The sequence below is a fragment of the Shimia sp. MMG029 genome, from assembly GCF_027947445.1.
Classification (GTDB): domain Bacteria; phylum Pseudomonadota; class Alphaproteobacteria; order Rhodobacterales; family Rhodobacteraceae; genus Shimia.
This window is the reverse complement of record NZ_JAQJIM010000003.1, coordinates 259,387-273,358: the sequence shown is the minus strand read 5'-3', so window position 1 is coordinate 273,358 and position 13,972 is coordinate 259,387. Positions and strand designations below refer to the sequence as shown.

At 55.0% G+C, this 13,972-nt stretch carries 12 protein-coding genes; 10 read left to right on the top strand and 2 right to left on the bottom strand.

Annotation, left to right across the window (positions count from 1 at the left end; genetic code table 11):
- Positions 1-166: 166 nt before the first annotated feature.
- From PJL69_RS10695 to PJL69_RS10680, 4 genes are read left to right on the top strand one after another with little or no spacing between them, the layout of a single operon-like run.
- Positions 167-2,107, top strand: coding sequence for an extracellular solute-binding protein (locus PJL69_RS10695; RefSeq protein WP_271309637.1), 1,941 nt, complete (start codon positions 167-169; stop codon positions 2,105-2,107).
- Between the two features lie 3 nt (positions 2,108-2,110).
- Positions 2,111-3,199: a microcin C ABC transporter permease YejB gene (locus PJL69_RS10690; protein WP_209098953.1), complete on the top strand. Its 1,089-nt coding sequence runs from the start codon at positions 2,111-2,113 to the stop codon at positions 3,197-3,199.
- Positions 3,199-4,305 (top strand): ABC transporter permease, encoded by a 1,107-nt coding sequence (locus PJL69_RS10685; protein ID WP_271309636.1) that lies wholly within the window; start codon positions 3,199-3,201, stop codon positions 4,303-4,305. The genes PJL69_RS10690 and PJL69_RS10685 overlap by 1 nt, the downstream gene beginning before the upstream one ends.
- Positions 4,302-5,882 carry an ABC transporter ATP-binding protein gene (locus PJL69_RS10680; protein WP_271309635.1) on the top strand — a complete coding sequence of 527 codons (1,581 nt, stop codon included), beginning with the start codon at positions 4,302-4,304 and terminating at the stop codon, positions 5,880-5,882. The genes PJL69_RS10685 and PJL69_RS10680 overlap by 4 nt, the downstream gene beginning before the upstream one ends.
- Before the next feature lie 24 nt (positions 5,883-5,906).
- Here PJL69_RS10680 and hemN read toward each other — a convergent pair whose 3' ends face one another.
- Positions 5,907-7,262 carry an oxygen-independent coproporphyrinogen III oxidase gene (gene hemN / locus PJL69_RS10675; RefSeq protein ID WP_271309634.1) on the bottom strand — a complete coding sequence of 452 codons (1,356 nt, stop codon included), beginning with the start codon at positions 7,260-7,262 and terminating at the stop codon, positions 5,907-5,909.
- A gap of 71 nt (positions 7,263-7,333) precedes the next feature.
- Here hemN and fnrL point away from each other — a divergent pair, with 71 nt between their 5' ends.
- A complete protein-coding gene (fnrL, locus tag PJL69_RS10670) occupies positions 7,334-8,074 on the top strand; it encodes a transcriptional regulator FnrL (protein ID WP_271309633.1) in 741 nt (246 codons plus the stop codon).
- Positions 8,075-8,144: 70 nt separating this feature from the next.
- On the opposite strand, the gene PJL69_RS10665 is transcribed toward fnrL, so the two are convergent.
- Positions 8,145-8,984, bottom strand: a complete 840-nt coding sequence (locus PJL69_RS10665) for a universal stress protein (protein ID WP_271309632.1) — start codon at positions 8,982-8,984, stop codon at positions 8,145-8,147.
- A 214-nt stretch (positions 8,985-9,198) separates the two neighbouring features.
- On the opposite strand from PJL69_RS10665, the gene ccoN reads away from it, so the two are divergent.
- The 5 genes from ccoN (at position 9,199) to PJL69_RS10640 (ending at position 13,941) form a co-directional block, all read left to right on the top strand.
- Entirely contained in the window at positions 9,199-10,800 is a 1,602-nt protein-coding gene (ccoN, locus tag PJL69_RS10660) for a cytochrome-c oxidase, cbb3-type subunit I (protein WP_209098947.1), read from the top strand.
- Positions 10,801-10,815: 15 nt separating this feature from the next.
- Entirely contained in the window at positions 10,816-11,547 is a 732-nt protein-coding gene (ccoO, locus tag PJL69_RS10655) for a cytochrome-c oxidase, cbb3-type subunit II (protein ID WP_271309631.1), read from the top strand.
- Between the two features lie 11 nt (positions 11,548-11,558).
- The gene (locus PJL69_RS10650; protein ID WP_209098944.1) at positions 11,559-11,744 is read left to right on the top strand and encodes a cbb3-type cytochrome c oxidase subunit 3; all 186 of its coding nucleotides are present in this window, start codon (positions 11,559-11,561) and stop codon (positions 11,742-11,744) included.
- Positions 11,741-12,610, top strand: a complete 870-nt coding sequence (gene ccoP / locus PJL69_RS10645) for a cytochrome-c oxidase, cbb3-type subunit III (RefSeq protein WP_271309630.1) — start codon at positions 11,741-11,743, stop codon at positions 12,608-12,610. The genes PJL69_RS10650 and ccoP overlap by 4 nt, the downstream gene beginning before the upstream one ends.
- 335 nt (positions 12,611-12,945) lie before the next feature.
- Positions 12,946-13,941 carry an AraC family transcriptional regulator gene (locus PJL69_RS10640; protein ID WP_209098940.1) on the top strand — a complete coding sequence of 332 codons (996 nt, stop codon included), beginning with the start codon at positions 12,946-12,948 and terminating at the stop codon, positions 13,939-13,941.
- Positions 13,942-13,972: the final 31 nt, after the last annotated feature.

The following is a 13,972-nucleotide window of genomic DNA, read 5'->3' as shown; positions in this document are numbered from 1 at the left end:
AGTATTTTTTGTGCGGCGCGTTTTTAAGGGGTGCGATCAGCTAGATTGCGTTGCTGCGAAATATTCACGCCATATTGAGAGATTGAGAACTTGAAGTTGGTCGGCTGAAACCTTTAGCTTAACTAACACGTAATCACAGTGAACATGTGGGTGCAGGAGAGGCCAAATGACCGAAAAGACCATCAGAATCGCTGGACCCATGTTTGATCGCCGAGGTGCGCTACGCCTTATGGGAGGGAGTGCGCTGTCGATTGGGGCAGGACTCGGAAGCGGAATGGCTTTTGCCAGTGACGATGAAGTCATCCGATCGCATGGCTATTCGTTCTTTGGGGATCTCAAGTATCCTGCGGACTACCCACATTTTGACTACGTGAACCCAAACGCCCCCAAAGGTGGGCAGATCACGCTCAGTTCGCGCGGGACTTTTGATGGGTTCAACCGCTTTGCATGGCGTGGGAACCCGGAAACCGCATCCGGCGTGGTCGCTGAGGCGATGTTTGCAGAAATGCCATGGGGCGGCGGCGCCCCGGCGGATTCTATTACGGATAGCTATTGCCTGATCGCGAAAGAAGTTGAGTATCCTAAAAGCAAAACCTGGTGCGTGTTTCACATGCGCGATGATGTGGTTTTTCGGGATGGATCCCCGCTCAGAGCGCAGGATGCGGCTTTTACGCACAATCTTTTTCTGGAACAAGGCATTCGCTCCTATGCGCGTTCAGTGAAGGAGCGTATCAGTGGCGTTGAGGTGATTGATGACCACACCATCAAATACACTTTTGCGGATGGTATTTCTCGCCGTTCTCTGATCAGTCAGGTTGGCGGCACGCCAATCTTTTCACAAGCCTGGTATCAGGAAACAGGTGAGCGGCTGGATGAACCTTCGGTACTGTCTCCGATGGCATCTGGGCCTTATCAGGTCGGCGAGTATGAGTTTAACCGCTACGTGGTCTATGAAAAGAACCCGAACTATTGGGGATGGGATCACCCGGCGAACATCGGTCGTTTCAACTTCGATCGTGTGCGGATTGAGTATTTTGCGGATGCGACCGCTGAGTTTGAGGCCTTTAAGGCAGGCGAATACACCTTCCGCACCGAAGGGTCGACCAAACGCTGGGCGACCGGGTATGATTTCCCGGGCATTCAAGACGGCACGGTCAAAAAAGTGGCTTTGCCAAGTGGCACCGCGCCCAACAACAGCGGTGTGATTTTCAACACATTGCGTGCGCCGCTGGACAACCGCGATGTGCGGCATGCACTGTCACTGGCATTCAACTACGAATGGACGCGGGAATCTCTGCAATATGACCTGACCACGCAACGCAATTCCTTTGCTGAAGGGCAGGAATGGGAAGCCAAAGGTGCGCCAGAGGGCGCGGAGCTTGCTCTTCTGAAATCCTTGGGGGATGTGGTGCCGGCGGAGATGCTGACGGAAAGTGTGGTGATGCCGCACACGTCTAAAGCCTCTAACCCCATCGACCGACGCAACAAACGTGCAGCCTTAAAACTGTTTGAAAAAGCCGGTTGGACCGTCAATGACAACGGTCAGATGGTTGATGCCAACGGTGCGCAGATGTCGCTTGATTTTCTGGTGCTGTCGAGTTGGGATGAGACCCGCCTTGCGACGATTGAAGCCTATGTAAAGACGCTGGCCAACTGGGGCGTCAAAGTCAAAGCGGATAAGGTGGACAGCGCACAGGGACAGCAGCGGTTCCTCGATAAAGACTACGACCTGATTTATACGCGCATTCTGACGTTCTCTGCTGCGGGCATTGGCTTGAAGCAGCTGTTTGGGTCTGAAACCGCCGAGGTCTCTTCTTACAACCCTTCAGCACTGCGCAGTCCGGTGGTGGACGCTCTCATCGGTGCGGCTCTAGAGACAACGTCGCGTGAAGATGAGGTTGTTGCGCTAACGGCATTGGATCGTGCCTTGCGGTATGAGCGCGTGATTGCGCACGCGGGTTATGTGCCAGAGACTTGGGTGTCGTATTTTGACATGTTTGAACATCCCGAAGAGCTGCCGCCTTACGCTGTTGGGGTGCTTGATTTTTGGTGGTACAACAAAGAAAAGCACGAGGCTCTGATCGCCTCGGGCGCGCTGAGGAAGTAAGCTTTGGGCGCCTATATTCTCCGCAGACTGCTGCTCATCATCCCGACGTTACTTGGGATCATGATCATCAATTTCACGCTTGTGCAATTTGTTCCCGGGGGACCGGTTGAACAGGTGATCGCCCGCATGCAGGGCGAGGGGGATGTGTTCTCCGGCTTTGCGGGAGGCAACGAAGACGTCGGAGGGGAGGAAACTTTCGGCTCTGACAGCGAATATCTGGGCGCGCGCGGCTTGCCGAAGGAGTTCATCGAGGAGCTTGAGAAAGAGTTCGGCTTTGATAAGCCACCGCTGGAGCGGTTTCTCAATATGATGGGCAACTACCTGACCCTTGATTTTGGTGAGAGTTACTTCCGTAAAATTACGGTGATTGATCTGGTGCTTGAGAAAATGCCGGTGTCGATCACGTTGGGGCTTTGGTCGACGTTGATAGCCTATCTGGTGTCTATCCCGCTTGGCATACGAAAAGCTGTAAAAGATGGGTCACCGTTTGATACTTGGACCTCAGGCGCGATCATTGTGGCTTATGCGATCCCGGGATTTCTGTTTGCAATCATGTTGCTGGTTTTGTTTGCCGGCGGCTCCTACTGGAAGATCTTCCCGTTGCGTGGACTGACCTCGGACAATTTCCAAGACCTCACGATGATGGGCAAAATCCTGGACTATATGTGGCACATCACGCTGCCTGTGGTTGCCTCCACGATTTCAGCGTTTGCAACACTCACATTGCTGACCAAAAACAGCTTTTTGGATGAGATCAAGAAACACTATGTGATGACCGCGCGGGCCAAGGGGTTGAGCGAGGGGCGCGTGCTTTATGGCCATGTGTTCCGCAACGCCATGCTGATTGTGATTGCAGGGTTCCCGGCTGTGTTTATTGGCGTGTTCTTTGGCGGCTCGGTTCTAATTGAAACCATCTTCTCACTGGATGGGCTGGGCCGGCTTGGGTTTGAGGCCGCGGTGGCGCGGGATTATCCGGTGATCTTTGGCACCTTGTTTGTGTTTGGCCTGATCGGTCTGGTGGTCGGGATCCTGTCGGATTTGATGTATGTGCTGGTCGATCCACGCATCGACTTTGAGAAGAGGGAAGGCTGATGGCTCTGTCCCCCCTGAACCAGCGTCGTTGGAACAACTTCAAACGCAATCGCCGTGCTTTCTGGTCGCTGATCATTTTCTGCGTGGCCTTTGGTGTGTCGCTCTTTGCGGAGCTGATTGCCAACGACAAGCCGATCCTTGTGAACTATCGCGGTGAGTATTTTACGCCCGTGTTCAAGTTCTATCCTGAGACCACCTTTGGCGGGGATTTCAAAACCGAGGCGGACTACAAAGATCCCGTGGTGTCGTGTTTGATCGCTACGGGTGGTGTTGAAGACTGTTTTGATGTGCCCGAAGACATTATCGAAGAGCTGGATGCCGGTACCTACAGTGCCGATGGCCTGGAAAAAGGCTGGGCGCTGTGGCCGCTCATTCCTTACAGCTATGACACGCCAGTGGATCGATCTGGTGCGGCGCCACTGCCACCGGATGGGCAGAACTGGCTGGGCACAGATGACCGCAAACGCGATGTTCTGGCGCGTGTCCTGTATGGGTTCCGACTGTCGATATTCTTTACATTGGTTGTGACGGCGGCAGCGAGCCTGATTGGCGTTTTTGCAGGCGCCGTGCAGGGGTATTTCGGCGGTTGGCTCGATCTGATCTTCCAGCGGGTGATCGAGATTTGGGGCGCGACGCCCAGCCTTTATATCATCATCATCATGTTTGCGATTGTGGGGCGCAGTTTCTGGCTGTTAGTGTTGCTGACGGTGTTGTTCAGTTGGACAGCATTGGTGGGCGTTGTGCGCGCCGAGTTTTTGCGGGCGCGCAACCTTGAATATGTGCGCGCGGCCAAAGCGCTGGGCGTGAGCAACCGGGTGATCATGTTCCGCCATATGCTGCCCAACGCGATGGTCGCGACGGTGACCATGCTGCCGTTTATTGTGACCGGTACGATCAGCACGCTAGCGGGTTTGGATTTCCTTGGCTTTGGCTTGCCATCCTCTGCACCAAGTCTGGGCGAGTTGACATTGCAGGCAAAGCAGAACCTGCAGGCGCCGTGGCTCGGCTTCACCGCTTTCTTCACTTTTGCCATTATGCTCTCGCTTTTGGTCTTCATCTTTGAAGGCGTGCGCGATGCGTTTGATCCGAGAAAGACCTTTTCATGAGCATTCTGGACGTCAAAGATCTGCGTGTGGGGTTTCGCCAAGACGGGCAACTGCATCAGGCTGTCAAAGGTGTGTCTTTCAGCGTGGATCGCGGAGAAACTGTTGCGCTGGTGGGGGAGTCAGGCTCTGGCAAATCGGTGACCGCTTTGTCCACTGTATCGCTTTTGCCGGGCAGTGCCGAGGTGCAGGGTTCTGTTCACTATGACGGTAAAGAGATGGTCGGCGCGCCAGACGATTTGCTGCGGCAGGTGCGCGGCAATGATATCAGTTTCATCTTTCAGGAGCCCATGACGAGCCTGAACCCGCTGCACACGCTTGAAAAGCAGTTGGGAGAAAGTTTGGCCCTGCATCAGGGCGTGGTTGGCGATGAGGCACGCGGGCGCATTCTGGACTTGCTTAACAAGGTTGGGTTGCGTGATGCGGAGCAGCGCCTGACCGCCTATCCGCACGAGCTTTCTGGCGGGCAGCGGCAGCGGGTGATGATCGCCATGGCGCTCGCGAACAAGCCGGACATTCTGATTGCGGATGAGCCGACCACGGCGCTCGATGTGACCATTCAGGCGCAGATTTTGGAGTTGTTGGCGGAGCTCAAGACATCCGAGGGCATGGGGCTTTTGTTCATCACCCATGATCTGGCGGTGGTTCGGCGGATTGCAGACAAAGTTTGCGTGATGAAAGACGGAGAGATCGTCGAGGCAGGGTCGGTTGCAGAGATTTTTGAAAACCCGCAGCATCCCTATACGCAGCTCTTGTTGAGCGCGCAGGCCAGTGGACGGCCTGCACCGGTGCCTGAGAGCGCCGAAGTGGTGAGTGACGCACAAAACCTGCGCGTTTGGTTCCCGATTCAGCAGGGCTTACTGAAACGCACGGTCGGGCATGTGAAAGCGGTGAATGACGCAAGCCTGACAGTGCGCGCGGGGGAGACGCTTGGCATCGTGGGGGAAAGTGGTTCTGGCAAGACCACCTTGGCGCTGGCGATGATGCGCCTGATCTCGAGCGAAGGCAAAATCGGCTTTGTCGGTCAGGATGTGCGCAAGTGGAACACACGCCAGCTGCGCGCGCTGCGTAAGGACATGCAGATTGTGTTTCAGGATCCGTTTGGCAGTCTGAGCCCCCGGATGACCTGTGAACAGATCATTGCTGAAGGGTTGGGCGTGCATGGCAATCCCGATGGGCGCGACACGCGTACGCTTGTCGCCGAGGTCATGGAAGAAGTCGGGCTAAACCCAGAGACCATGGACCGTTACCCGCATGAGTTTTCGGGGGGGCAGCGCCAGCGGATCGCGATTGCGCGTGCGATGATCCTGCGTCCCAAGCTGGTGGTGCTGGACGAGCCGACATCTGCATTGGACATGACCGTGCAGGTTCAGATTGTTGAATTGTTGCGCAATCTGCAGGAAAAATACGGTCTCGCCTATCTGTTCATTAGCCACGACCTGCATGTGGTGCGCGCCATGAGCCACAAAATTATGGTGATGCGCGCGGGTGATGTGGTGGAGCAGGGCACTGCCGAGGCACTTTTTGAAAATCCTCAGACCGACTATACCCGCGAACTTTTGGTGGCAGCACAAGGCTGATCCACAAACCGGCAGTCGCCGCGATTAAATCGCGGCGCTGTGCTGGGCTTTGCTCATGTCATAGGCATCGAATGCGCGCGCAATCATACGCGTCAATGGCCGTGCGTGCGGCGGAATCACCAACGCGTTGCTTTCAAGCGCAAGCATGTCGGGAAACTGTGCCATGACAGTTGAGAACATCTCGTTCAGCTTGGCGCGTGTGATATTGAACTGATCGACAATTTCTTGTGCATCAATGCGGAAGTCGCACATCAGTGCTTCGATCAAGCGCCCGCGCAGGAGATCATCGCCTGTAAATTTGTGGCCACGTGACGTGGTGAAGCGGCCTTCGCGCACGCCCGCGGTATAGGCTGAAGTTGCTGGCGCATTCTGTGCATACCCTTGAGGGAAGCGTGCGATGGAGGATGCGCCGACCGCCAGAAGCACATCTGCGGTGTCATCGGTGTAACCCTGAAAGTTGCGGCGCAGCGTGCCGTTGCGTTGTGCGACAGAGAGGCCATCACTTTTTGTGGCAAAGTGATCGATGCCGATTTCGTCGTAATTGTCCCAAAGGAAAAGTTGGCGCGCCGTCTCAAACAATGCAAGTCGCTCTTGCGGTGTGGGCAGGGCGTCAGACGGGATCATCTGTTGGCGCTTGGCCATCCATGGCACATGAGCATAACCGTAAAGCGCGACGCGGTCAGGTGATAGCGACAGCAACTTCTGCACGCTTTCGGTGATGCGCGCTTGGGTTTGATGTGGCAGCCCGAACAGAATGTCGGCATTCACGCTTTGAACCCCGAAACTGCGGATCATCTCCACCGCTTCTCGGGTGATGTCATAGCCTTGAATACGGCCAATGGTTTGCTGGATGTCATCGTCAAAGTCTTGCACGCCAATGGAGGCTCGGTTCATGCCAGCTTTTGCAAGGACTTCCAGGCGGGCGTGATCGATTTCATTGGGGTCAATTTCCACAGAAAACTCACCGTTTTCTGCCATTGGCGCCACATTAAAAATTTCGCCCGCAAGATCTTCCATCATGCCCGGTGCGAGCAATGTTGGTGTGCCGCCTCCCCAATGCAAACGTGACAGGCTGACGCCGTCAGGTAAGATAGATTTGAGAATCAACAATTCTTGCTTTAGTGTTTCCACATATGACGCAACCGGCGAAAGCGTGGAGGTGCCTTGCGTGCGGCAGGCGCAGAACCAGCAGAGGCGGCGGCAAAATGGCACATGCACGTATAGCGAGACTTCAGATCCCGCAGGAATGGCTTCGATCCACTCCTTATAAGTATCTGGAGTTACATTGTTTTCAAAATGCGGGGCGGTGGGATAACTTGTGTAACGCGGCACTTTCGCGTCAAATAACCCTAGCTTCGCCAATTGTTTTTCCGTTTCCATGGGCGTAGGGGATAGCTCGAATCGTGGTATAGTATCCTTGACCCAGATCAATTCTAGGTGTGGCAGAAGTAATGACTGATCTTACAAAGTTTGTTGGTGGTTGTGAGAGCTGCCCAATTCAGCACAGAGCAGTGTGCGCGCGTTGTGACGCGGATGAGCTCGACCGCCTGGAAACCATCAAGTATTACCGGAGCTTTGAAGCGGGCCAGACGATCATTTGGTCGGGCGATCGCATGGAGTTTGTAGGTTCGATAGTTTCAGGGATTGCCTCACTGACACAGACAATGGAAGACGGGCGCACCCAAATGGTGGGTTTGCTGCTGCCCAGTGATTTTGTTGGTCGACCAGGGCGTGATGCCGCCACCTATGATGTGGTGGCCACGACCGATGTTGTGATGTGTTGTTTCCGTCGCAAACCGTTTGAAACAATGATGGTGGAGACCCCGCACATCGCGCAACGTCTGCTTGAAATGACATTGGATGAGCTGGATGCCGCGCGGGAATGGATGCTCGTGCTTGGGCGCAAAACGGCACGGGAGAAGATCGCAAGTCTGTTGTCTATTCTGGGCCGCCGGGATGCGGCGCTCAATCTTGCTGGTCAGGATCAGGAAATGGTTTTTGATCTGCCGCTGACACGTGAGGCCATGGCGGACTATTTGGGGCTTACGCTTGAAACCGTCAGTCGCCAGATTTCGGCGCTGAAAAAGGATGGCGTGATTGTTCTAGAAGGCAAGCGCCACGTAACAGTGCCAGATTTTCAACGGCTGTTGGATGAGGCTGGCGACGACTGTGATGGTGGCATGATGGCCTGACCGGCCTTTGTGAAAGAACGTGAAACGGGCGCAACTGGGGCGCCCTTTTTTATGCGCGATTGCGCCTCTATCAATGGGCTAGGAAAACAGGCAACGGGGCGTGTTCCAACATGTTGCGTGTGGCACCGCCGAGAATGGCTTCGCGGAATCTGGAATGGCCATATGCCCCCATCACCATCAGATCTGCATCTGTGTCGGTGGCATGGCGCAAGAGAACATCCGAAACACGCGGCTGTGTTTTGGACAGCACATCAACCTGCACATTGACACCGTGTCGTGCCAAGTACTGCGACAACAGCCCGCCCGGGTCGGACCGGTTGGGGCCGTGTGAGGGGGGATCCACGACAATCACATGGACGGTTTCGGCCATCTTGAGGAACGGCAGCGCGGCGCGTGCGGCTACCAGTGCTTCTGCGCTTTCGTTCCAGGCGAGACAAACTGTCTTGGGGGTTGTCATGGGCGCCACTGATTCTGGAACCATCAGCACGGGAGCCTGACCTTCGAACAAAGCGGCCTCAATGGTAGGTTCAAGTTCGGTCCCGCAGTTTTTTCCATAAGGTTTGGGCAAGATCACCAGATCGGAGAAGCGGGCGCGGCTGGCAACGTGGCGGCCCAGATCTGCAATTTGCGCGACACCAATGTCACAGGCCCAACGCAGCCCGCTGTTGCTGAGTTTTGCTTCGGCGTTTTTGCGAATCTCTTCGGCTTCGTCATGCGCGCGCTTTAGCATTTCTTGCATGAGCAGGGCGTCGGCTCCGCCATAAAAATAACCTGTTTGCGACCGGTCAACGCCAAGTGCCAAAACGTCCAAATGGGCATCATGGGCTTCGGCGAGCGCCATGGCCTGAGAGAGGGACGGAACGGAAACATCAGCATCGGTCATGACGCATAGGAGAGTTTTGAAGTCCATAGTGAGGCACCTGCTGTGTGAACAACCCTCTTGGGGTTTGAAGAAACGGCCCACGCGAGGAGTTTTGCGGACCCTGATAGGATTAGTCTCACACGACCGGTGACTTTCCTTGATGCAGATCAAGGCGGTCAAAGGGCTGCGCACGCAAAAGATGGTTTGTCTAAATCCGCTAAGGCCTTGGAGACTCAGGCCCAGCAAGACGAAGGGACGCGAAATGGTAAATTACTTCAAGCTGATCGCGCTTGGCCTCATCACTTTTTTTGCGATGATTGCGGCCAACTACGCGCGTGATCTGGCTTATATGGTACACGCCCTCATCATAACGGGTGTGTCCTTTGGGCTTTTTATTTGGGTTTTGCGCGGTACCGGCACAAAGACGGTTATCGCGCAAGATGAATACATGGATGACGTGATCCGTTACGGGGTCATCGCAACAGCATTCTGGGGCGTGGTTGGATTTTTGGCAGGCGTTTTCATCGCCTTTCAATTGGCCTTCCCGGTTCTGAACTTTGACTGGGCGCAAGGCTATCTGAACTTTGGCCGCTTGCGTCCTTTGCACACCTCGGCGGTCATTTTCGCTTTTGGTGGTAACGCCTTGCTGGCAACGTCTTTCTACGTTGTGCAGCGTACCAGCGCCGCGCGCCTTTGGGGCGGCAATCTCGCATGGTTTGTATTCTGGGGATATCAGCTGTTCATCGTTCTGGCCGCGACCGGTTACGTTCTGGGTGGCACGCAGTCCAAGGAATACGCTGAACCTGAGTGGTATGTCGATTTGTGGCTGACTGTTGTTTGGGTCTGCTATCTGGCGGTTTACCTGGGCACCATCATCAAACGCAAAGAGCCTCACATCTACGTGGCAAACTGGTTCTTCCTTGCGTTTATCGTCACCGTGGCGATGTTGCACGTGATCAACAACCTGACCATCCCTGTCTCTATCTTCGGCTCCAAGTCGGTGATCGTCTGGGCGGGTGTACAGGACGCCATGGTACAGTGGTGGTATGGCCACAACGCTGTGGGCTTCTTCCTGACCGCGGGTTTCCTTGGCATGATGTACTACTTCATTCCAAAGCAAGCTGAGCGTCCGGTTTTCTCCTACAAGCTGTCGATCATTCACTTCTGGGCGCTGATCTTCCTGTATATCTGGGCGGGTCCTCACCACTTGCACTACACCGCGCTGCCTGACTGGGCTTCTACCCTTGGTATGGTGTTCTCCATCATCCTCTGGATGCCAAGCTGGGGTGGCATGATCAACGGCCTGATGACGCTGTCTGGCGCGTGGGACAAGCTGCGTACAGATCCGGTGATCCGTATGATGGTGATCTCTGTTGGCTTCTACGGCATGTCCACTTTCGAAGGCCCGATGATGTCGATCCGCGCTGTGAACTCGCTGAGCCACTACACCGACTGGACCATTGGTCACGTGCACTCTGGTGCGCTGGGTTGGAACGGCATGATCACATTTGGTGCGCTCTACTACCTGGTGCCTGCACTGTGGAAACGTGACCGTCTGTACTCCCTCAGCCTCGTGAGCTGGCACTTCTGGCTCGCCACCATCGGCATCGTTCTCTATGCGGCGTCCATGTGGGTGACCGGCATCATGGAAGGCCTGATGTGGCGCGAAGTGGACGCAAACGGTTTCCTCGTGAACTCCTTTGCCGACACGGTGGCCGCGAAGTTCCCGATGTATGTGGTACGCGGTCTCGGTGGGGTCATGTTCCTCGCTGGTGCGCTCATCATGTGCTACAACCTGTGGATGACTGTTCGGAAAGCGCCGGCCAAAGAAGCCAGCCTGTCCGTCGCAGTCCCGGCTGAATAAGGAGGGCCGGCAGCTATGGCAATTCTCGACAAACATAAGATCCTCGAGACCAACGCGACCCTCTTGCTTATTTGCAGCTTCTTGGTCGTAACCATTGGTGGCATCGTGCAAATCGCGCCACTGTTTTGGCTGGAAAACACCATTGAGGATGTAGAGGGCGTACGCCCCTACACCCCGCTGGAAATGGCTGGACGTGAAATCTACATCCGTGAAGGATGCTACGTCTGCCACAGCCAGATGATCCGTCCAATGCGCGACGAGGTTGAGCGTTATGGTCACTACTCGCTGGCGGCGGAGTCCAAGTACGACCACCCGTTCCAGTGGGGCTCTAAGCGTACCGGTCCTGATCTGGCACGCGTGGGCGGCCGTTACTCCGACGATTGGCACGTGGATCACCTGCGTGACCCGCAGGCCGTGGTGCCAGAGTCGGTGATGCCGAAATACGGCTTCCTTGAGAACCGTATGATCGAAGGCGAATACATGGGCGATATCATGGCAGCCAATGCTGTTGTGGGCGTGCCTTACACCGAAGAGATGATCGAAAACGCGCAGTCTGACTTCCTCGCGCAGGCAGACCCAGACAGCGACTATGATGGTCTTCTCGAACGCTACGGCGAGGAGGGTGTGAATGTACGTAACTTTGATGGTCAGCCAGGTGTCTCTGAAGCGGATGCTCTGATTGCTTATCTGCAGATGTTGGGCACTTTGGTTGATTTCTCGGCCTTCACGCCTGATGCGTCTCGCTAAGGAGAGAAAAGATGGAAACCTATTCTTTCCTTAGAGAGTTCGCCGACAGCTGGATGTTGTTGATGCTGTTCCTTTTCTTCGTTGGGATCATCTTTTGGGTGTTCCGTCCCGGCGCCAGCAAAGAGTATCGCGACAACGCCAACATCCCGTTTCGTCACGCAGATAAACCCGCCACGGACAAGGAGGCGCGGTCATGACCAACAAATCGAAAAAGTTTGAGGGGGATCCGAACACCACCGGTCACTCTTGGGATGGGATCGAGGAATTCGACAACCCAATGCCGCGTTGGTGGTTGTGGGTGTTCTACGCCACAATCATCTGGGGCGTGGGCTACACCATCGCCTATCCAGCTTGGCCCGGCGTTAGCAGCGCCACAGCTGGCTTGGTCGGGTGGTCTTCGCGTGCGGATGTGGTCGAAGAAATCCAGATCGCTGAAGAGAAGCTGGCACCGATCAACGCCAAACTGGAAGCTGCAGAGCTGACCCAGATTGCGGCGGATGAAGAGCTTAACAGCTATGCCACTTCTGCTGGGGCTGCGGTGTTCAAAACCTTCTGCGCGCAGTGCCATGGCTCAGGTGCCGCTGGGGGCGTTGGATATCCCAACCTTTTGGACAACGACTGGCTTTGGGGCGGTGACATCGAGAACATCTATCTCACAGTCAAACACGGCATTCGCAACGAAGAGGACGACGATGCGCGTTACTCTGAGATGCCTGCCTTCGGTGAACTTCTTGAGAAAGAAGAGATCGAGCAGGTTGTGAATTATGTGATGTCTTTGTCGGGTGATCCGGTTGATGCGTCTTTGGTTGATGCAGGCGCGGTGGTCTATGAAGACAACTGTTCCGCTTGTCACATGGAGAACGGCACCGGAGATCGCGAGCAAGGTGCTCCCAATCTTGTCGATGCACTTTGGCTCTATGGCGGTGATTACGCGTCGATCAAGGAAACGGTCACATATAGCCGGTACGGCGTGATGCCATCCTGGTCTTATCGGGATCGTTTGAGCGAGGCACAAATCCGGGCTGTATCCAGCTATGTGCACCAATTGGGCGGTGGTGAATAACACCTTTCCCGCTCTGTAGACTGCTTTTGGGCCGTCCCGATTATTCGGGGCGGCTTCGCTTTTTTCTGGAAAGTTTCTGATGAAATTTGACCAAGATCAAAGTTTTGCGTCGGTGTTGCGGTTATTTTTAGTCATAGGCCGCGCAAGGCATTCTGCGCAGCCTGCCTTACCCAATTCACTGGGGGTGGGGCATGGGGGCCAGTCTTTCCGTCCTGTTCGCGCGTTTCCTGGAATGATTGGCCCCCCATACTCCTGACAATTCACTTGCAGATCGTGCCAAACGCTTGGCGTTTGTACAGCCTGTGCATAGATTGCTGTGTATTCAGGAGGCTGTGATGCACAAACAAACCCGCTATCAGATACAAAGGTCTGTTCCAGAGTTTTTGGACTCCGTCGGCGTTTCGACACAGGCAATGTTGCAGAAGTGCGGGCTGCCTGTGGATTTGTTTCAGTCTGAAGGTCGCGCACTGACAGCCAAACAAGTGTTTGATCTTTGGGAGGCGATGTTGGCACAGGCTCCAGAACCAAGAATGGTGCTGGAGATGGCGCGCAAGATGGCGCGTGGCCCGGTGATTCCGGCTGTATTTGCCTTTTCTTGCAGCCCAAATATAGCAACCGGGCTTGAACGTCTGGCGATATTCAAACCGCTTGTTGCGCCCGTTCGGCTGTTGGTGTCAGAAAGCGCGACACGCGTGACGTTAGAGATCGATATCGCCGACCCGAGTCTTAAGATGCCAGACGGTATGGCTGCCTTTGAGTTGGTCTATTTTCTTGAACTGGCACGTACATTTACCGGCGTCGATATTTTGCCGATAGAGATCGGCACCCCGGCGTATGTGCAGGATCAGGAGCTTTTTGATCGGTTTTTTGGGCGCAAGGCTGTCTTGAGCCGCAAACCAAAGTTGGTGTTTTCGCGAGAAGATGCCTACCGACCATTGCTCTCTGAGAGCCCGAAACTTTGGGCTGGATACGAGAAGGAGTTGACGCGTCAACTGGCGGAGCAGCGGCGTATCACCCCGATGTCAGCACGCGTGCGTCATGCCTTGCTGGAGCTTTTGCCCGCTGGGCGTTCCACGGTGGATGCGGTGTGCGAAAAACTCGTGACGAGTCGTCGCAGCCTGCAGCGCCACTTAAAGGCAGAAGGTATGACGTTTCAGCAGGTTCTAGATACAACCCGATCAGATCTTTCCCTGCATTATCTGAGAGATAAGGCAATGAGTGTTGAAGAGATATCGTATCTCTTGGCGTATCGTGATCCCAATTCCTTTTATCGCGCCTTTCATACGTGGACGGGCGCGACGCCCGCGCAAAAGCGCCATGAAATGGCATAAGTCCCTGATAAATATGCCTGTCAGATGCGCC

Excerpts from the sequence above, each read along its gene's own strand:
- PJL69_RS10680 (WP_271309635.1), top strand. The coding sequence starts at position 4,302 with ATGAGCATTCTGGACGTCAAAGATCTGCGTGTGGGGTTTCGCCAAGAC.
- fnrL (WP_271309633.1), top strand. The coding sequence starts at position 7,334 with ATGACTGATCTTACAAAGTTTGTTGGTGGTTGTGAGAGCTGCCCAATT.
- ccoN (WP_209098947.1), top strand. The coding sequence starts at position 9,199 with ATGGTAAATTACTTCAAGCTGATCGCGCTTGGCCTCATCACTTTTTTT.
- ccoP (WP_271309630.1), top strand. The coding sequence starts at position 11,741 with ATGACCAACAAATCGAAAAAGTTTGAGGGGGATCCGAACACCACCGGT.
- PJL69_RS10695 (WP_271309637.1), top strand. The coding sequence starts at position 167 with ATGACCGAAAAGACCATCAGAATCGCTGGACCCATGTTTGATCGCCGA.
- PJL69_RS10665 (WP_271309632.1), bottom strand. The coding sequence starts at position 8,984 with ATGGACTTCAAAACTCTCCTATGCGTCATGACCGATGCTGATGTTTCC.
- PJL69_RS10650 (WP_209098944.1), top strand. The coding sequence starts at position 11,559 with ATGGAAACCTATTCTTTCCTTAGAGAGTTCGCCGACAGCTGGATGTTG.
- PJL69_RS10640 (WP_209098940.1), top strand. The coding sequence starts at position 12,946 with ATGCACAAACAAACCCGCTATCAGATACAAAGGTCTGTTCCAGAGTTT.
- PJL69_RS10685 (WP_271309636.1), top strand. The coding sequence starts at position 3,199 with ATGGCTCTGTCCCCCCTGAACCAGCGTCGTTGGAACAACTTCAAACGC.
- hemN (WP_271309634.1), bottom strand. The coding sequence starts at position 7,262 with ATGGAAACGGAAAAACAATTGGCGAAGCTAGGGTTATTTGACGCGAAA.
- ccoO (WP_271309631.1), top strand. The coding sequence starts at position 10,816 with ATGGCAATTCTCGACAAACATAAGATCCTCGAGACCAACGCGACCCTC.